This window comes from Agathobaculum sp. LCP25S3_E8 (genome assembly GCF_052117165.1).
GTDB lineage: Bacteria > Bacillota > Clostridia > Oscillospirales > Butyricicoccaceae > Agathobaculum.
This window is the reverse complement of record NZ_JBQKJR010000010.1, coordinates 50,840-68,423: the sequence shown is the minus strand read 5'-3', so window position 1 is coordinate 68,423 and position 17,584 is coordinate 50,840. Positions and strand designations below refer to the sequence as shown.

The 17,584-nt window shown below is 57.3% G+C and carries 16 protein-coding genes; 5 read left to right on the top strand and 11 right to left on the bottom strand.

The window, feature by feature from the left end:
- Window positions 1-9: 9 nt before the first annotated feature.
- The 8 genes from ACTQ34_RS05825 to ACTQ34_RS05790 form a co-directional block, all read right to left on the bottom strand.
- On the bottom strand, window positions 10-849 hold the full coding sequence (locus tag ACTQ34_RS05825) for a hypothetical protein (protein WP_441362938.1): 840 nt from the start codon (window positions 847-849) through the stop codon (window positions 10-12).
- Window positions 850-995: 146 nt separating this feature from the next.
- Window positions 996-2,186, bottom strand: coding sequence for a cation:proton antiporter (locus ACTQ34_RS05820; protein ID WP_441362950.1), 1,191 nt, complete (start codon window positions 2,184-2,186; stop codon window positions 996-998).
- Between the two features lie 328 nt (window positions 2,187-2,514).
- Window positions 2,515-2,979: a hypothetical protein gene (locus tag ACTQ34_RS05815; protein WP_441362937.1), complete on the bottom strand. Its 465-nt coding sequence runs from the start codon at window positions 2,977-2,979 to the stop codon at window positions 2,515-2,517.
- A 31-nt stretch (window positions 2,980-3,010) separates the two neighbouring features.
- Entirely contained in the window at window positions 3,011-4,279 is a 1,269-nt protein-coding gene (locus ACTQ34_RS05810; RefSeq protein ID WP_373166707.1) for an ArsB/NhaD family transporter, read from the bottom strand.
- Window positions 4,280-4,600: 321 nt separating this feature from the next.
- Complete coding sequence (locus ACTQ34_RS05805) at window positions 4,601-7,066, bottom strand: ATP-dependent Clp protease ATP-binding subunit (protein ID WP_441362936.1); 2,466 nt, start codon at window positions 7,064-7,066, stop codon at window positions 4,601-4,603.
- A gap of 41 nt (window positions 7,067-7,107) precedes the next feature.
- Window positions 7,108-8,109 carry an ATP--guanido phosphotransferase gene (locus tag ACTQ34_RS05800; protein ID WP_441362935.1) on the bottom strand — a complete coding sequence of 334 codons (1,002 nt, stop codon included), beginning with the start codon at window positions 8,107-8,109 and terminating at the stop codon, window positions 7,108-7,110.
- Window positions 8,106-8,645: a UvrB/UvrC motif-containing protein gene (locus tag ACTQ34_RS05795; protein WP_441362934.1), complete on the bottom strand. Its 540-nt coding sequence runs from the start codon at window positions 8,643-8,645 to the stop codon at window positions 8,106-8,108. The genes ACTQ34_RS05800 and ACTQ34_RS05795 overlap by 4 nt, the downstream gene beginning before the upstream one ends.
- Window positions 8,646-8,697: 52 nt before the next feature.
- Complete coding sequence (locus ACTQ34_RS05790; RefSeq protein ID WP_441362933.1) at window positions 8,698-9,153, bottom strand: CtsR family transcriptional regulator; 456 nt, start codon at window positions 9,151-9,153, stop codon at window positions 8,698-8,700.
- Window positions 9,154-9,460: 307 nt separating this feature from the next.
- Between ACTQ34_RS05790 and ACTQ34_RS05785 the strand changes: the two genes are divergently transcribed.
- On the top strand, window positions 9,461-9,631 hold the full coding sequence (locus ACTQ34_RS05785; protein WP_297283735.1) for a DUF362 domain-containing protein: 171 nt from the start codon (window positions 9,461-9,463) through the stop codon (window positions 9,629-9,631).
- 212 nt (window positions 9,632-9,843) lie between these two features.
- Here the strand turns inward: ACTQ34_RS05785 and acrA are convergent, their stop codons facing one another.
- The 3 genes from acrA to ACTQ34_RS05770 are packed head-to-tail and all read right to left on the bottom strand — an operon-like array spanning window position 9,844 to window position 12,951.
- Entirely contained in the window at window positions 9,844-10,959 is a 1,116-nt protein-coding gene (gene acrA, locus ACTQ34_RS05780; RefSeq protein ID WP_441362932.1) for an acryloyl-CoA reductase electron transfer subunit beta, read from the bottom strand.
- A gap of 18 nt (window positions 10,960-10,977) precedes the next feature.
- Window positions 10,978-11,778, bottom strand: coding sequence for an acryloyl-CoA reductase electron transfer subunit gamma (gene acrB / locus ACTQ34_RS05775; protein ID WP_441362931.1), 801 nt, complete (start codon window positions 11,776-11,778; stop codon window positions 10,978-10,980).
- 21 nt (window positions 11,779-11,799) lie between these two features.
- Window positions 11,800-12,951: an acyl-CoA dehydrogenase gene (locus tag ACTQ34_RS05770; RefSeq protein ID WP_297283732.1), complete on the bottom strand. Its 1,152-nt coding sequence runs from the start codon at window positions 12,949-12,951 to the stop codon at window positions 11,800-11,802.
- 351 nt (window positions 12,952-13,302) lie between these two features.
- Here ACTQ34_RS05770 and asnB point away from each other — a divergent pair, with 351 nt between their 5' ends.
- Genes asnB through ACTQ34_RS05750 form a run of 4 tightly spaced genes read left to right on the top strand, consistent with a single transcriptional unit; the run spans window position 13,303 to window position 17,584 of the window.
- Window positions 13,303-15,132, top strand: a complete 1,830-nt coding sequence (gene asnB / locus ACTQ34_RS05765) for an asparagine synthase (glutamine-hydrolyzing) (protein WP_441362930.1) — start codon at window positions 13,303-13,305, stop codon at window positions 15,130-15,132.
- On the top strand, window positions 15,039-15,608 hold the full coding sequence (locus ACTQ34_RS05760; RefSeq protein WP_441362929.1) for a carboxypeptidase-like regulatory domain-containing protein: 570 nt from the start codon (window positions 15,039-15,041) through the stop codon (window positions 15,606-15,608). The genes asnB and ACTQ34_RS05760 overlap by 94 nt, the downstream gene beginning before the upstream one ends.
- 6 nt (window positions 15,609-15,614) lie before the next feature.
- Entirely contained in the window at window positions 15,615-17,042 is a 1,428-nt protein-coding gene (locus tag ACTQ34_RS05755) for a peptidoglycan-binding protein (RefSeq protein ID WP_441362928.1), read from the top strand.
- Window positions 17,042-17,584, top strand: a complete 543-nt coding sequence (locus ACTQ34_RS05750) for a peptidoglycan-binding domain-containing protein (protein WP_441362927.1) — start codon at window positions 17,042-17,044, stop codon at window positions 17,582-17,584. The genes ACTQ34_RS05755 and ACTQ34_RS05750 overlap by 1 nt, the downstream gene beginning before the upstream one ends.

Here is a 17,584-nt window from a genome sequence, read left to right as displayed (position 1 = left end):
TCCATTCATTTATTCTGATACATTGGTTGTGCCATGTTCGCGGCATAATACAAACAGCTCCGCCGCCAGCAAAATGCATGCCGCCACCGACAGACAGCCGCGCAGCACCATTTTATCCGACCACTCGGGCATTGTCACCCCCATCAAACGGGAGAGACCGTAGCCACCCATATCGGACACCGCCATGGTCGTTGTCACTGCACTGCAAAAAGCCAGCCACGCCGGATGCGGCTTGCCATACAGCAGGCGCGCCAGATGGTAAAACGCCAGCACCAGAATCACGTCCGCCACAAGGCCAAACGCAAAGGATGCCAGCTTCGGATCGACGCAGGTCATACGGTAGTTGACCAGCAAATGCAGGCAGCTCCACAGCAGCGGCACCAGCGTCAGCTTGGCGGACTGCTCGGTCATTTCGCTGCCCTGTGCTTTGGCCAGTCCAATGGCACACAGGCCACACAGAACGGTGACCGCCGCATATACAATTTCGAGCGCCTTGGCCCAACCCGCAGCGTCCTCCTCGCCAGTCGTCATCGTCAGATAGAGATACCCCACGCCTCCGACCAGAAGCAGCAGACCGGAAATCACTGCCGCCATTCGGAAACCCACGCTTTGCGTACCCAGTAGCTGCTCAAACGGCAGGTCATTTGCTGCGCGCAGCGGTATGCTTAACACCGCGTACACCACCGCAGCCACTACTAACAGTGCGGTAAAATACCACACCCATGCATCGCCCACCGCAGGCAGACCCGTTCCAATACCAAAGCCGTTCAGCATATGCAGCGCGCGCACCACCACACCCGGCAGACACAGCGCAATCGCCAGAACCGGCAATACCTTTGCTTGTTTCATTCCGCTCCCTCCAGAGGTCTTTGACATACGAAATCAGTATACCACATACTGCCCTGCTCTTCAAGTAACGGTATGAAAACAGCCCTTTCCGGCCTGTAACGCCGGAAAGGGCTGTCTGCTTAAAACTACCTTCTTCGTCGGACCGGTTAATATCGGCCTGCCTTAGGCATTTGCTCCGCCTCGCGCGCGGAAAACTCCGTATTGGCAGGTGTTTCGCGTTTCATGCCGAATTTCAGCAAAATCGGCGTGACCAGCGTAGTAACGATGACCACCAGCACGATTGCCGGGAACATTTCAGAGTTAATAAGTCCCGCCTGCTCGCCCTTCTGCGCCACAATCAGCGCGACCTCACCGCGAGAGACCATTCCAAGGCCGATGGAAATTGCGTCATACATCTGGAAGCCCATCATTCGAGCACCCAGACCGCAGCCGATAATTTTAGACAGGATGGCCACAATCGTCAGCACCACCGCAAACAGCACCAACTCGCCTGTCAAGCCGTCCAAATTGGTTTTGATACCAATCGACGCAAAGAACAGCGGTGAAAACAGCATATAGCCCAGCACATTAGTTTTGCTGGCCACATAGTCGCGCGTGTCCGAAAGGTTGCACATAACGATACCGGCGAAATACGCGCCCGTAATATCAGCGATGCCAAAGAGCGTCTCTGCAACATAGCTCATCAAAAAGGCAAACACCAGCGCGTAGATAGCAATGCGCCGATGCTTATGCCAGCGCTGCTCCATCTTGATAAACGCCTTGTGCATCACAAAACCGACCACAAGAACAAAGATGAAGAACGCGAAAATCCGTCCGAACACCAGAAGCGGCTTGACCGATGGGTCGGTAAACGCAGTCAGCACGGTCAGCACCACAATACCGAGAATATCGTCAATCACCGCTGCACCCAATATCGCCGTGCCGACCTTGCTTTTCAGCTTTCCCATCTCGCGCAGCGTTTCCACCGTGATGGATACCGAGGTTGCGGTCAGCACCACGCCGATAAAGGCCGCTTTGAGCATGTTCATGGGGTCTGCCGGTTCGCTCCTGAAAATCAGGTAGCATCCCATGCCGCCCGCGAGCGGTACCAGCACGCCGATGACCGCAATGATGAAGGACGCAAAGCCGGTGGTTTTGAGTTCCTCCAAATCCGTGTCCAGACCTGCATTGAACATCAGGATAATGACGCCGATCTCTGCGGCTTTCACCAGAAAATCCGTTTCTCCTACCCACGCAAGGCAGCTCGGTCCTACCAGCACGCCGGCCACCAACGCACCGACGACCTGCGGCATGTGTACCCGTTCCGAGGTCAGACCGAAGATTTTGGTGAACAGCATGATGATCGCAATCGTCAGAAGAAAATCATATGACACAGCGACACCGCCCCTCTCATTGTAATAACGGAATATCTACCATTATACAACTTTTTTCTAATTCAGCCAGTGCGTTCTTGAAAAATACAGCCGTTGTTTTACACAAAAAGCATTCTCTTTTTTTGTTGATAAGATACACGTCTCGTACTTTTTTACGCATTTATTTGCTTTTTTGTACTTTTTCAGCGAACAGCCGTACAAGCATCTATGCCGCGCCTTTCGTACTGTATGCAAAAAAGACGCCTTGCAGACTGCTGTTCTGCAAGGCATCTTTCAAACCGGTCCTATTCTTTTATTTTTCCACCTTGGGCGAATGCTCACGAATCTCCTTGATTTTCTCGATGCCTGCCGTCAAGCACTGCTGCAGGCCTTCCATATCCTCCGCCGACACATTCCGCTCCAAAAACAGCAGCTCAATCGCATGCGACAGCTGCACCATCACGTTGGCCGTCTCGAGGAACTTGGGGAAATTGTGCGACTGCATCGCGTTGCGGAACTTGCGAATATCGCGCGTGATGAATTCCACCACTTCGCCCTCCCCCTCAAAATCGCCGTAGGAGATGGGATACGGCTCGACGCGCTGCAAGTAATACTTATCCCGCTTGGTCACGTTGAACACGTATGTCACGCAAACCTCGTCGTCCAGCTGGAATTTGGCAATATACATAATACCGTTGCGCACTTCCTTGATGGAGGTAGCGCCGATCTGACGCAGTGATACATTGATGATATCACCGGAAAAACTGCTCGTTATCATATGATTTCCTTCTTTCTTCCCCTGTCATGCATCAATGAAAGCGAACCAGCAGGTAAACGGTAGAAATAGCAACCGTCAGAATCATCATCGGGAAGCCCACACGGAGATACCGCATAAAGGTGATCGGATGGCCGTGCTTGGCTGAAATACCCGAAAGCACCACGTTGGCCGATGCACCGATCAGCGTGCCGTTGCCGCCCAGACATGCGCCCAGCGACAGCGCCCACCACAGCGGTGTAACCTCCATGCCTTCGGCCTGCATTGCCAGAATCAGCGGAATCATAGTCGCCACGAACGGGATGTTATCCAGGAAGGACGAAAACAGCGCCGACCCCCACAGAATGAGCACCATCAGCAGTATTGTGTTGCCGCCCGTTACCGAAACCAGTGCATTGCCCAGCGCAGTGATAACGCCGGTCTGCACCATACCACCGACTACAACAAATAGGCCGGTGAAGAACAAAATGGTTGACCATTCTACACCGAGCACGATTTCTTCCGTATCCTGCTTACCGATCAACAACATTATTGTAGCACTTGCCAGCGCAATTGCGCAAGAGTCTACGCCGATCGAGCTATGGAAAACAAAGCCCAGCACAACCAGAACGATCATAACCACGCTCTTGACCAGCAGCGCATGATCCTTAATCGACTTCTGCTCGTCCAGCTGCATAACTGCTGCCATCTTATCCGGCTCTACAACCATCTTGCGTCCGTACAGGAAGTAGAAGCACAGGCAGACCGCAATCATAATAAAGACAACTGCCACGCCGGTATTGAGCACAAAGTCCACAAAGCTCAGTCCGGCCTGCGAACCGATCATGATATTCGGGGGGTCACCGATGAGGGTCGCTGTACCGCCGATGTTGGAGGCAAGAATCTGTGTGAACAAGAACGGCACCGGATTAAGCCCCAGAATACCGGTGATCGCAATCGTCATCGGGCCGACCAGCAGGACCGTAGTCACGTTGTCCAGGAAGGCCGACAGCACCGCCGTGAGAATGACAAACAGCAGCATGATCTTCCACGGGTTGCCTCCCGCGATTTTTGCCGCCTTGATCGCCACATACTCAAACAGACCGGAGTTACGTACCACAGCGACAAACAGCATCATACCAATCAAAACGCCGATCGTGCTGAAGTCAATGTAGCTGACCGCATCATCCACCGTCAGCACATGCAGGAAGATTAGCACAACTCCACCTGCTACCGCCGCCACGGTACGATGTACCTTTTCCGATACAATCGCAAGCATAACGATCAAAAAGACCACGACGGAAAGAATTTGCATGGTATTCATTTTCTTTCCCCTTTCCCGCGCGACGCCATGCGTGCGTGCGCGCCTTTAAATTGTTTTTACGACATATTATACTCCTGGATTTCGCGGGTTTTCAATGTTCAATTCCCCCTGATTTGCAGGGTCTTATCAGAAAAGTTTTTGTCATTTAGCACGAAATCCCATCGTTTTCTTTACGTTTTTTTAACGACGTTTCCCAGTTTCTATTTTTCGGCCGTTACAAACCCTTTTTGCACACATGACAACGCCCCCGATGCCATAATAGCGTCGGGGGCGTCGTCCATTTGGGTGTTGTATATAAGAATGAGGAGTGTATGGCTTGATTTATGCCTGCGGCTGTTCCGCAGCAGCAGACCGGAGCGTCAGCTTGTCGTCCTCGGCATCCAGCGTCACATGTTCGCCGGACTTGATCTTGCCTTCGAGCGACTGCTCGGCAACCAGATCCTCGACTTCGTTCGTCACCGCGCGGCGCAGCGGGCGCGCACCGTAAACCGGATCGAAACCAGCCTTGGCAAGATGCTTCTTGGCTGCGTCGGTCCAATCCATGGTGATACCCATTTCCTGCATACGCTCGGCAACCTTGCGCAGCATACCGTCCGCAATCTGGGCAATCTCGTCCTCGCTCAGACGGTTGAACACGATGATGTCGTCAATACGGTTGAGGAATTCCGGACGCACCACGGTTTTCAGCTCACTCAGCACGTCCTCCTTGATCTGCTCAAAGGTACGCTCGGCCGTATTTTCTCCACCCTCGGCAAAGCCCAGCGACTTGCGGGCGTTGCCCGTAATCTTCTGCGCGCCGATGTTGGAGGTCATGATGATGATGGTATTCTTGAAATCCACATGGCGGCCCTGACCGTCGGTCAGCACGCCGTCCTCAAGGATTTGCAGCAGGATGTTGAACACATCCGGGTGTGCCTTTTCGATCTCATCGAACAGCACAACCGAATACGGATGGCGGCGTACCTTTTCGGACAGCTGACCGCCCTCATCGTAGCCGACATATCCCGGAGGCGAACCGATCATGCGGGAAACCGCATGCTTTTCCATGTATTCCGACATATCAATGCGGATCATGGCGTTTTCGTCACCGAACATCGCTTCTGCCAGCGCCTTGGACAGCTCGGTCTTGCCTACGCCGGTCGGGCCGAGGAACAGGAACGAACCAATCGGACGCTTGGGGTCGCGCAGGCCGACACGGCCGCGGCGAATCGCCTTGGCGACCGCAGTGACGGCCTCATTCTGGCCGATGACACGCTGATGCAGCGTATCCTCGAGGTGCAGCAGACGCTGACCCTCGTCCTCGGTCATCTGGGCAACCGGGATGCCGGTCCAGCCCGAAATGACGGCCGCGATGTCGTCCTCGGTTACCGCGCCGTGAGTCTTGGTCTGCTGCTCAGACCACTCCTTGCGGCGTGCTTCGAGCGCTTCGCGCTTGTTCTTCTCTTCATCGCGCAGCTTGGCGGCGTTCTCGTAGTCCTGCCCCTTGACAGCCTCTTCCTTCTTCGCGGCGATGGCGGTAATTTCGTCCTCCATCTGCTTGAGGTCGGGCGGTGTGGTCAGCGTGGACAGGCGAACCCGCGAGCAGGCTTCGTCGATAACGTCGATTGCCTTATCCGGCAGGAAACGACCGGTTACATAGCGCACAGACAGCTTGACGGCAGCTTCGATGGCTTCATCCGGAATCTTGATGCGGTGATGTGCTTCGTAGCGGTCACGCAGGCCCTTGAGGATTTCGACTGCGTCCTCCGGACTCGGCTCGTCAATCTGAACGGGCTGGAAACGACGCTCGAGCGCTGCGTCCTTTTCGATGTTCTTGCGGTATTCATCCAGCGTGGTTGCACCGATGACCTGCACTTCACCGCGGGACAGGGCGGGCTTCAAAATGTTCGCAGCATCTGCCGCTCCCTCAGCAGCGCCCGCGCCCATCAGCATATGCATTTCATCGATGAACAGAATGGTATCCTTGTTTGCGGTCAGCTCTTCGATGACCTTTTTGATGCGCTCTTCGAACTCGCCGCGGTACTTGGTGCCCGCGATCATGCCGGTCAGGTCAAGCGATACGACGCGCTTGTCCTTCAGCGTCTCCGGGACATCGCCCGCGACAATCTTCTGCGCCAGTCCTTCGACCACGGCGGTCTTGCCGACGCCGGGGTCGCCGATCAGTGCAGGGTTGTTCTTGGTACGGCGGGACAGAATCTGAATGACCCGCTGAATTTCCTTGCTGCGGCCGATAACCGGGTCGAGCTTGCCCTCGCGGGCAGCAGCGGTCAGGTCGCGGCCGAACTGCTCGAGCGCGTCACCTGACTTGCCGGATGCACCGGCAGCGCCGGGGCCTTCGCCCTGTTGTACGCCGCCCAGCACTTCGCTGAGCTTTTCGGCCACCATCTGCGGGGTGACCTTGAGGTTAGCCAGCGCGGTCAGCGCAACGTTCTGTCCCTCGCGCAGCAGGCCGAGCAGCAAATGTTCGGTGCCGACGTAGTTCGTCCCCATCTGGGCGGCGGACTGGATGGACAGCTCAATGATGCGCTTGGTGCGCGGGGTCATGCCCTGCGGAGCGGTGCTGTCGGGCGTGCCGCGGCCGGACAGCTCTTCAATCTGCTTCACCAGTGCGTCATCGGTCACGCCGCAAGCAGCCAATGCCTTGGCCGCCGGGCCGCCCTCTTCACGCAACAGGCCGAGCAGCAGGTGCTCCGAGCCGATATAGCTGTGTCCAAACGATGCAGCGGCCTCCTGCGCCTTGGTCAGTGCCTGCTGCGCACGCTCGGTAAAACGATTCTGATAAAACATAGGTCAACACTCCTTTCCGAAAGGGAAAAGTCCAAGTTCGGTTATTCTAAAATCAGGTTCTTTGCCGCCTCACGCAGCAATTCTGCGCGTTTGCGGTCGCGTTCCTGCGGCGCGCCGTTCAGCATCGCCGGACGGATGCGCTGCTCGAGTTCATATAGCTTCTGCGGCTCTACGCCCGACAGCAAGCCCATTTGCAAGCCGACCAGCACGTCAGACAGGCACTGCACGGCTTCGCCGGTGTCAATCAGATAAGCGGAACGCAGCGTGCCTGCCGCGCGGTAGATACGGTCGCGCAGACCAGCTTCGTTCTGGCTGCGCACCTGCTCGCGCGCCTTCTTTTCTGCGTCAATGATGGTGGTTGCAGTCTCAACCAGCTTATCGGTCAGCTCAGCCGCAGAAGCGCCCAGCGTGACCTGATTAGAAATCTGATAGAAGCCGCCGACCGCCTTGGAGCCTTCGCCGTATGCGCCGCGCACCGCGCAGCCACGGCTGCCGGCGTAGCCGGTCATTCGGCCAATCTCGCCCGTTGCCGTCAGCATGGGCAGATGCAGCATGATGGAAGCCCGCAGGCCGGTGCCGATGTTGGTCGGGCACGCGGTCAAATAGCCCAACCGCTCGTCGTAAGCGAACGGCAGCTCGCCTTCAATCAGCGCTGCGATGCGGTTTGCCGTATCCAAGCACTCCTTCGGGCACAGGCCGGTGCCAATCACCTGCAAGCGCAGATGATCTTCCTCGCCCACCATGATGGACACGCCGCCGTCCTTGGAGACAATCAGCCAGCCGCCGTTCTGTGCCAGCTCGGGCGAAATCAGATGCTCTTCGACCAGCTGAGAAGCCTCGGTCGAGCGCGGGATAATTTGTTTTTTCTCAAATTCCGGCCCGACGGTCGGATTATTTTGCAAGGCCGCGAACACTTTGTCCGTGATCTCCTTGTGTTGTGCTTCGGTCAAACGGAAGGGATACCCCTTCAGGTTACGGGCAAGCCGCACGCGGCTGGTTGCCGCAAGGCCGGTAAAACCGCCATGAATTTCAAACATGCTCATTTTTGCTCGCCCTCCATTCTGCGAATCTCATCGCGCAGGCGCGCAGCCTGCTCGTACTCTTCGTTTTCGACTGCGGTTTTCAGCTGTGCGCGCAGCGTCTCGATCGGGTCGGTCTTAGGCTGTTCGGGCGCAGCAGGCGCCGTGCCGATGTGGCGCGTTGCGCCGTGCACCTTTTCGACATATGGATTCAAGATATCCGAGAATGTGTTGTAGCAATCCGGACATCCCACACGGCCGGTCCGCCGCAGCTCACTTTCGGTCATGCCGCAGGTCGGGCACTTGCGCTCAGTACCCAGCAGCGTCGCCGTCGGCGCGCCCAGCATGTCGTTCCACAGGCTGCCAAAGCCGCCGCCGAGGAACGAATGGAACGGGTCGCTCCAGAAATGATTCATCGAGGCAAACGCATTTTCAAATGCGCCGCCGATATTTTCTTTCTTTGCGCAGTCTTCACACAGGTGCATTTCGCGCGTTACACCGTTTACGGTTTCCTTATAATACATCGTCGCTTCATTCTTGCCGCATTTCTCGCATTTCATAAGTCATTTCTCCTTTCGAGAATCTATCCTCAAGTGATTTTGTTAACTGTTGTTATGCTGTGGCAATGCCCATCACCGCGCATCGGAAAATCGCGGCTCGCAGACGGTTGCGGTCGGTTTTTTCCACCTCGGCCAGCGCGCCGTCCGAGCATGCCGAAAGCAGAAGCTGTGCTTCCCGCTGCGTCAGCAACTCTGCCGACAGCAGCGCGCGTGTCAGACGCGCCGCATCGCTTTGCGTCAGCCTGCCGCCGATACCGCGGGCCGCCTCCAGCAGCGTGCGCTGCTTGTCGTCCATCAGCCGCACGATGCGGATGTATCCGCCGCCGCCGCGCTGACTTTCGACCAGATACCCGTGTTCCGGCGTGAAGCGTGTTTCAATCACGTAGTTGATCTGGCTTGGCACACACGAAAAACGGTCCGCCAGACTTTTGCGCTGCACCTCGGCCACGCCGCCGCCCGACGAAAGCATCTCGCCGATAAAATCGGCTATGACATCCGACATTTTCATGTGAACACCTCCTTCGGTCCCGGTCTCTTATCTGACCTTTCCTGACCTTTGTCTATATTATAGGGGAATTTGAATGAAAACGCAAGAGAATTTTCTGACCATTTCTGACCATTTGACGGATGTATCAATTGAAAATCCATTGTTTTCTCTTTATTTCTAATTCAATCTCTTTTTTTCATTGTTTTTTATTTTCTGACTTTTACTTGGTCCTGCCAAAAGTTAACCATTGCTAACCACTGCTTTTTGTTGCTTTTTCTCATTCTTGTGTTACAATAAATGTGTAAATTCAAATGGAGGTGCAATACCAATGGCATATGTTATTAGCGACGCTTGCATCAGCTGTGGTTCTTGCGCGGGCGAGTGCCCGGTAGGCGCTATTTCTGAGGGCGACGGCAAGTACGAGATCAATCCGGACGCTTGCATCGACTGCGGCAGCTGCGCAGGTACCTGCCCGGTAGGCGCTATTTCGCAGGGCTAATTGTTTAGCATAGAAGCGAAATACCTAACCAAATCCGGTATTCCGGAACACAATAACGCCTGAAAGCGGTTTTATCGCTTTCGGGCGTTTTGCTTTGTTTGTATTTTCTGCACACACATGTGATATATACAAAACAAAACGAGCCTGTCCCAATGGACAGGCTCGTTTTTATATGAATTTCAGTGCAAAATCCGATTGCCTCAGGCGCAGACTTACTTGGAAGCCTGTGCAGCCTTAATGGCGTCGATCATCATCGGAACAACCTTGAACAGGTCGCCGCAGATGCCGTAGTCGGCAACATCGAAGATCGGAGCGGAGTCAGCCTTGTTGACTGCTACGATGCACTCGGAATCCTGCATGCCAGCCTTGTGCTGGATAGCACCGGAGATGCCCAGCGCAACATACAGCTTCGGATGTACGGTCTTGCCGGTCTGACCTACCTGATGGTCAGCCGTCAGCCAGCCGGAGTCAATTGCCGCACGGGAACCGCCGACAACGCCGCCGAACAGGCCAGCCAGCTCTTCTGCCAGCTTGATGCCGGTCTCAACGTCCTTGGAAATGCCGCGGCCAACAGAAACGACCACTTCAGCACCGGTCAGGTCAACCAGCTCCTTGGCTTCCTTGACCACTTCCAGAACCTTGGTCTGCAGGTCCGCATCGGACAGCTGCACGTCAACCTTCTCAACTGCAACCGCGTTTGCCTTCGCCTCGTCGTACTCGCCCTTCTTCAGAACGCCCGGACGAACGGTTGCCATCTGGGGACGGAAGCGCGGGCAGATAATGGTCGCCATCAGGTGACCGCCGAATGCCGGACGGGTCATCTTCAGGTTGCGGTCAGCACGGTCGAGCGCGTCGATCTGTGCCTGCGGCAGCGTGGAAGCCTCCTGCAGGAATGCAGCGTACTTCTCAACGTCCACGTCGAGGTGCGTGCAGTCCGCGGTCAGACCGGTGTGCAGACGAGCTGCGCAGCGCGGGCCGAGGTCACGGCCGATGTTGGTCGCCGCGATCAGCATGATTTCCGGCTTCTTAGCCATAACAACGTCGCAAATCACCTTTGCGTAAGCATCGGTGGTGTAGGTCTCGAGCAGGTCGTCCTCCGCAACCAGAACCTTGTCCGCGCCGTAAGCGCCCAGTTCCTTGACCATTGCGTCGCCTACGCCCTTGCCGCCCAGCAGCAGGCCGCAAACTTCCGTGCCCATATCGTCCGCCAGCTTGCGCGCCTCAGAAATCAGCTCCAGCACGGTCGGCTGCAGCTTGCCCTGGCGCTGCTCACAGAATACCCATACGCCGGAAAAATCGGCGAGGTTGGTGTTATTGAATTCAGCCATTATAGTTTCTCCTTTCGATCAGATGATGTGCTTCTTGAGAAGCTCAGCTGCGAGGGTCTCGCAGGTAGCCTTGTCAGCACCTTCGAGCATCTTGCCCTGGCCCTTCTGCGGGGGCGTAAAGGACTTGAAGATGTTGGTGGGAGAACCCTTCAGGCCGATGGTGGTGGGATCGATCAGCGGATCGTCCTTGAGGGTATTGTAATCATAAACCGTAACCGGCTTGGAGTAGCAATCCATAATGCCGCCCAAAGACATGTAACGCGGAACATTCAGCTCCTTGATGCAGGTCAGCAGGCACGGAGTCTTTGTCTGGATGGTCATGTAGCCGTCCTCGAGCATACGCTTAACGGTGACGGTGTTGCCTTCCTTCTTAATGTCGGCAGCGTAGGAGATCTGCGGGATGCCGAGCTTCTCGGCGATCTGAGAGCCTACCTGCGCGGTGTCGCCGTCGATAGCCTGACGGCCGCAGAATACGATATCGTCATCCTCAAGGCCAACCTTCTTGACAGCAGCCGCGAGGATCTGGGAGGTAGCAAAGGTATCGGAACCGCCGAACTCACGAGCGGAAACCAGAACCGCCTCGTCCGCACCGCGTGCGAGCAGCTCACGGAGCATGCCTTCTGCCGGTGCCGGGCCCATGGTGATGACAACGACCTTGCAGCCGGTCTCGTCCTTGAGCTTGAGAGCAGCCTCAACCGCGTTGAGGTCGTCCGGGTTGGTGATGGTTTCCATGGATGCGCGGTTCAGAGTGCCGTCGGGATTGACTGCAACCTTACCGGAGGTATCCGGAACCTGCTTTACACAAACAATAGCCTTCATAGTTCAGTTTTCCTCCTTTACTTAGCGCAGAACCTGACCGGCGATGACCATTCTCTGAACCTGAGAAGTGCCCTCGTAGATCTCGGTGATCTTGGCGTCACGCATCATGCGCTCCATCGGGTACTCACGGATGTAACCGTAGCCGCCGTAGATCTGTACGCACTTGGTGGTAACGTCCATTGCAACCTCAGAAGCGTACAGCTTCGCCATAGCAGCTTCCTTAGTGAACGGCAGACCAACGTCGTGGTTGAACGCCGCGCGGCGAACGAGCAGACGAGCAGCCTCGATCTGGGTGTACATATCGGCTACCATCCACTGCAGGCCCTGGAACTTGTCCAGCGTCTTGCCGAACTGAACGCGCTCCTTCATGTACTGGATCGCCTTGTCCAGAGCGCCCTGCGCAATGCCGAGTGCCTGAGAAGCGATACCGATACGGCCGCCGTCCAGCGTCATCATAGCAATCTTAAAGCCGCCGTTCTCCTTGCCGAGCAGACGGTCAGCCGGCAGATGCACGTCTTCGAAGATCAGCTCAGCGGTCTGAGAACCACGGATGCCCATCTTGTGCTCGATCTTGCCGATGGAGAAGCCCGGATCGTCCTTGTCAACGATGAAAGCAGAAATGCCCTTGTTGCCCTTGGACTTATCGGTCATAGCAAAAACAACGTAAGTATCCGCGCGGCCGCCGCCGGTGATGAACACCTTGGTGCCGTTGAGGATGTAAGAGCCGTCCGGCTGCTTGACAGCAACACTCTGCTGTGCAGCGGAGTCGGTACCAGCGTTCGGCTCGGTCAGGCCGAATGCGCCGATCTTCGCGCCTTCCTTGGGCTCGATGAGCGGGCGGAGCCACTTTTCCTTCTGCTCTTCGGTACCGAATGCGTAAATCGGCCATGCGCCCAGCGTGCCGTGCGCAGACATGATGCCGCCGGTGGTACCGCAAACGCGGCTCATCTCTTCGATCGCGATCGAGTAGCAGATGTAGTTACCGCCGGAACCGCCAACTTCCTTGGGGAACTGAATGCCCATCAGGCCGTACTTCATCAGCTTCTGGACAGTCTCTTCCGGATAGCGCTCCTGCTCGTCGATCTCGGCTGCGATCGGCTCAACTTCGTTAAGCGCGAACTCACGGCACATCTTCTGGAACAGTGCTTCTTCTTTTGTAAGCCTAAAATCCATGCCATATACCTCCCAAAAAATATTCGCGGGTGTACAGAAAAACACAGCGCCCGATGCCCATGGGCCGCAGCGCTGTGTCCTAAGCCAACACCCTACTTTGGAGCATGTCTATTTCTATTATATCGTTTGCCGAGAATATGTCAAGGATTTAACACACTTTTGCGTGAGATTTTCGACCCGATTTTTTCCATTGCAGTTCGCTCTTTTTACCCTGTGTGGAATCCCGGCTTTTGTTTGCATTTTGTATATGCATGGCCGGCATCTCACACCATATCCGAGCGGTTTTTCACATATTCCGCGCCGCTTCCGCATAAGAAGCAGAGAAGGCCATTATATAAGGAGGAAAAGTCTATGTGTGGAATCGGCGGCTTTGTCGATTATGAACATGACGCGCGCCGCTATGCCGCAGCGGCAGAACGCATGCAGCGCAGCCTGACGCCGCGCGGCCCGGATGCGTCGGGCGACTATCAGGACGCGGACGCGGTGCTCGTCCACCGCCGCCTTATCGTCATTGATCCGGACGGCGGTTCGCAGCCTATGTATGCACCCGACGGAAATACCGTACTGGTATATAACGGAGAGTTATATAATACCGAAGAAATACGAAGAGACCTACTTGCGCGCGGGCATACCTTCCGCAGCCATTCGGACACCGAGGTGCTGCTGCACGCCTTTCTCGAATGGGACACGGACGCGTTCGAGCGTCTCAACGGCATTTTCGCGTTCGCCATCTGGCAGAAAAAAGAACGGCGGCTCGTACTGTGCCGTGACCGTCTGGGCGTCAAGCCCCTGTTTGTCGCGCGCTTGCAGGACGGCATCGTGTTCGGCTCGACCATCGGCGCGGTGCTTTGCCACCCGGCGGTTGAACCTGAAGTAGATGAGGACGGTCTGCGCGCCGTGCTGCTGCTCGGTCCCGCACGCCCGCCCGCGTCCGGCGTGTTCCGGCAGATCGACTCCCTGCTGCCCGGACATTATGCGGTGCTCACACCTGAGGGCTATGCCGACCGCACCTACTGGAAGCTGGAGGCACATGAGCACCCGGACGATTTGGAAACCACGATTGCACGCACACACGAGCTCATCTGCGACGCAGCACAGCGGCAGCTGGTGTCCGACGTCCCGCTCGCCTGCTTCCTGTCCGGCGGACTGGATTCGTCCATTCTGTCCATGCTGGCCGCCAAGGACTACGCTGCACGGGGCGAAACGCTGCACACTTGGTCGGTCGACTACCGCGACAACGACAAATATTTCACGAAAAACAGCTTTCAGCCCAACAGCGATAACGAATTCATTCAGATGATGGTGGATGCACTCGGCACAAAGCACCACAACGTCGTCATCGAACCCGACGCCCTGTGCGCCGCTCTGCTGCCCGCGACCGACGCGCGCGACCTGCCCGGCATGGCGGACGTCGACTCCTCGCTGCTGCTGTTCTGCGCGGCGGTCAAGAACGGCGGCACGACCGTGTGCCTGTCCGGCGAGTGTGCCGATGAGCTGTTCGGCGGCTATCCGTGGTACCACCGCGAGGAAATCCTGTTCGAGGACACCTTCCCATGGTCGCGCTCGGTCGACCTGCGGCTCGGACTGCTCGCGCCCGGCATTGTGCAAAACGGCGCGGAATTTGTCCGCGAGCACTATCTTGCCACCTGCCGCCGCGCGGAAAAACTGCCGACCGACAGCAAGAAGGATGCACGCATGCGCGAAATGTTCGTACTCAATCTGGACTGGTTTATGGCGACCCTGCTCGACCGCAAGGACCGCATGAGCATGTATTCCGGTCTGGAGGTGCGCGTTCCCTTCTGCGACCACCGCATTGTCGAGTATGCCTATAACATGCCGTGGGATTTCAAGGCGCTGGACGGACGGGAAAAAGGCGTTGTGCGCCGCGCATTTGCGCACGAACTGCCGGAGGAAATCGTCGTACGCAAAAAAAGCCCCTATCCCAAGACCTTCCACCCGGCCTATACCCGCCTGTGCGCCGACTATGTCCGCCGCATCTTCGAGGACAGCGACTCAATCGCCGCCCACCTGTTTAACCATGCCGCCGTGGAAGCGCTCATGGAAAAGCCGGAAAGTCTGGCGGAACCGTGGTACGGTCAGCTCATGCGCACCCCGCAGATTTTCGCCTATATCATCCAAATCGACCGCTGGCTGCGGCAGTACAAGGTGCGGCTGGTGTAATCCAGCCGCCCATCCCGCTTGACAAGGAGGTTTTGCCCATGCCCAATCCCACCGAAGATTCCGCCGTGCTGCGCGTGGTCGTCACGACCGCGCTCGGCGCGCTGCCGCTGGCCGACGCCTCGGTCACGGTATCGACCGCCGCGGACGAAACCGGCGCGCGTGAGCTGCTCTACTCGGTGCGCACGGACGCGGGCGGCATGACGCCGCCTATGACGCTGCCCACCCCGCCGCGCTCCAACTCCATGACGCCGGACGGCGGTCTGCCCTATGCGGTCTATACGGTTGAAGTGGCGCGTCCGGGCTACACGCCGGTCACCGCGCTGCACGTGACCATGTTTTCCGGCGTGCCTGCTGTGCTGCCTGTGGCGCTCACGCCGCTGCCGGAAAACCGGTCCTCCGCCCAGACCGACCTGACTGCCACGGGCGAGCCGCAAGTGCTGTACCACGACCAATCCAATCCCAATGCAGAGGAGTGATTCGCTTTGCCCCAGTCCCCGGTGACCATCCCGGAAACCATCACGGTGCATCTGGGCACGCCCTCATCCGCAGCACAGAACGTCACCGTGCCCTTTGCCGACTACATCAAAAACGTCGCCTCCTCGGAAATCTATCCGACGTGGCCGGAAGAGGCCATCCGCGCCAACATCTATGCGCAAATCTCCTATGCGCTCAACCGCGTGTTCACCGAATGGTACCGCGCGCAGGGATACGACTTTGACATCACCAATTCCACGCGCTATGACCAGTCCTTTGTCCCCGGACGCGACATTTTCGAGAATATTTCCACCATCGTTGACGATATGTTCAACAGCTACCTGACCCGCGGCAACGCCATCGAGCCGCTGTTCGCCCAATACTGCAACGGCACGACGGTAACCTGTCCCGGCGGCCTGAGCCAATGGGGAACGGTGCCGCTGGCTGAGCAGGGTATGACTGCGGAGGAGATTGTGCGATATTACTATGGAGACGACATCAACATTGTGCGAAATGCACCCATCGCACCCAACCTTGGCGGGTCGTGGCCGGGCGTGACCTTCCGGCTGGGCGATGTGTCCGAGGAGGTGCGCACCATCCAGAACCGCCTCAACCGCATTTCGACCAACTATCCCAACATCCCGAAAATCTATCCGGTCGACGGCATCTACGACGCAGACACCGAGCGCGCGGTGCGCGCTTTCCAGAAGCAGTTTAACCTCGGCGTGGACGGCATCGTTGGCCGTGCGACATGGTACCGCATCGCGTTCATTTACAACAACGTCAAACGCCTGAGCGAACTGGACAGCGAAGGACTGCTGCTCGACGAAGTCTCGCGCCAGTTCCCCGAAACCCTGCGCGAGGGCGCGACCGGTCCGGGCGTGCAGCTGCTCCAGTATTTTCTCGCCATTGTGGGCGAATATTACGACCAGCTGCCGCGCTGGCAGCCCAGCCAGATTGACGGTATCTTCGGTCCGCGCACGCGTGAGGCCGTCGAAGCCTATCAGCGCATGATGGGGCTGACCGTGGACGGCATTGTCGGCCGCAACACGTGGAACGCACTCGTATCCACCTATCAGTCCGTGCTGGCCGTACAGCCCGACCAAGGCTTTCTGGGCGAGGTCGCCGGTCTGCCGGATATCTTCCTGGTCGAGGGCATGCGCGGCGAATCGGTACGCGAGGCGCAGGAACTCATCAACATCATCGCGCGCGGTTATCCCGAGGTGCCGTCCGTTTCGGTCGACGGCATTTTCGGGCCTGCGACACGAAACTCGATTTCGGTCATTCAGTCGATATCCGGCCTGCCCGCCACCGGTGCAATCGGCCCGCTGACGTGGGAGGAAATGGCCTTGCTTGCGCGCGATGTGCTGGTTTCCTCGCAAACCAGCGAAGGGCAATATCCGGGTTATCCGGTGGGAGAGGAGGCGACCGCCTGATGTATACCGACAGCCAACGCAGAACGCATATTTATGATTTACAGCGCTTTCTGCGCCGCATCCAGCAGGAGCAGGGCGCAGTGCAGCCGCTCGCACCGGACGGGATTTTCGGTCCGGAAACCGCCGCCGCCGTGCGGGAATTCCAGCGGCGGGGCCGCCTGCCCGTGACGGGTACGGCAAATTTCGACACATGGACGGCCATCTACGCCGCCTATCTCGCCCTGACCGACCTTGACGCGCTGCCCGCCGCGGTCGACTTTTTCCCCGCGGGCGCGGACGCCAAACTCAAGCGCGGCGACAAAGGCCCCTCGGTCTTTGTGCTCCAGCTCATGCTGGGTACGACTACGCCGCACTTCGGAGGCACGCTTCCCGTCCCGCTCACCGGCGAATACGACGCAGATACCGAGGCCGGTGTGCGCCAAGCGCAGGGGGTATTTCTCCTCCCGCAGACCGGAGAAACCGACCGGGCCACCTGGGCGGCGCTCACGCTGTTCCACAACAGCTTTTTCGGCCGCACCCCGCTGGCGTGGACGCTGGAATAA

Bases quoted from the DNA above. Each gene is read 5' to 3' on its own strand.
- ACTQ34_RS05825 (WP_441362938.1), bottom strand. From the start codon at position 849: ATGAAACAAGCAAAGGTATTGCCGGTTCTGGCGATTGCGCTGTGTCTG.
- ACTQ34_RS05820 (WP_441362950.1), bottom strand. From the start codon at position 2,186: ATGCTGTTCACCAAAATCTTCGGTCTGACCTCGGAACGGGTACACATG.
- ACTQ34_RS05815 (WP_441362937.1), bottom strand. From the start codon at position 2,979: ATGATAACGAGCAGTTTTTCCGGTGATATCATCAATGTATCACTGCGT.
- ACTQ34_RS05810 (WP_373166707.1), bottom strand. From the start codon at position 4,279: ATGAATACCATGCAAATTCTTTCCGTCGTGGTCTTTTTGATCGTTATG.
- ACTQ34_RS05805 (WP_441362936.1), bottom strand. From the start codon at position 7,066: ATGTTTTATCAGAATCGTTTTACCGAGCGTGCGCAGCAGGCACTGACC.
- ACTQ34_RS05800 (WP_441362935.1), bottom strand. From the start codon at position 8,109: ATGAGCATGTTTGAAATTCATGGCGGTTTTACCGGCCTTGCGGCAACC.
- ACTQ34_RS05795 (WP_441362934.1), bottom strand. From the start codon at position 8,645: ATGAAATGCGAGAAATGCGGCAAGAATGAAGCGACGATGTATTATAAG.
- ACTQ34_RS05790 (WP_441362933.1), bottom strand. From the start codon at position 9,153: ATGAAAATGTCGGATGTCATAGCCGATTTTATCGGCGAGATGCTTTCG.
- ACTQ34_RS05785 (WP_297283735.1), top strand. From the start codon at position 9,461: ATGGCATATGTTATTAGCGACGCTTGCATCAGCTGTGGTTCTTGCGCG.
- acrA (WP_441362932.1), bottom strand. From the start codon at position 10,959: ATGGCTGAATTCAATAACACCAACCTCGCCGATTTTTCCGGCGTATGG.
- acrB (WP_441362931.1), bottom strand. From the start codon at position 11,778: ATGAAGGCTATTGTTTGTGTAAAGCAGGTTCCGGATACCTCCGGTAAG.
- ACTQ34_RS05770 (WP_297283732.1), bottom strand. From the start codon at position 12,951: ATGGATTTTAGGCTTACAAAAGAAGAAGCACTGTTCCAGAAGATGTGC.
- asnB (WP_441362930.1), top strand. From the start codon at position 13,303: ATGTGTGGAATCGGCGGCTTTGTCGATTATGAACATGACGCGCGCCGC.
- ACTQ34_RS05750 (WP_441362927.1), top strand. From the start codon at position 17,042: ATGTATACCGACAGCCAACGCAGAACGCATATTTATGATTTACAGCGC.